This window comes from Psychrobacter coccoides, assembly GCF_017498085.1.
Taxonomy (GTDB): Bacteria; Pseudomonadota; Gammaproteobacteria; order Pseudomonadales; family Moraxellaceae; genus Psychrobacter; species Psychrobacter coccoides.
Map to the genome: position 1 here is coordinate 1 of NZ_JAGBKM010000069.1, position 272 is coordinate 272.

General features: G+C 44.5%; 1 pseudogene. It reads right to left on the bottom strand.

From position 1 onward, the window contains the following. A pseudogene (locus tag J3492_RS13105) lies at positions 1-272 on the bottom strand (RNA-guided endonuclease InsQ/TnpB family protein); the annotation flags it as partial.

A 272-nucleotide genomic window follows, 5' to 3' on the forward strand; every position in this document is an offset into this window, starting at 1 on the left:
CCTTCACTAGTGACTGCGGCATCTTTACAGCCTAAATCAATACCGACTTGGCCCATGCCACAAACTGTTTTTGGAAATTCTTTGACGGTGATACAAGCATACCAGTGGCCACGATTGTCTTGCACTAATTCGCACGTATTGATGCTGTAGAGCGAGAGGTTATAGCTATCCCATAGGTCTATTGTGAGCTTTTGACGGTTAGCTAAGCTGAATTGCAGGGTGCTTTTTAGAGACTTTTTACCGCTTTGGCGCGTACTGATATGCTTAATAGC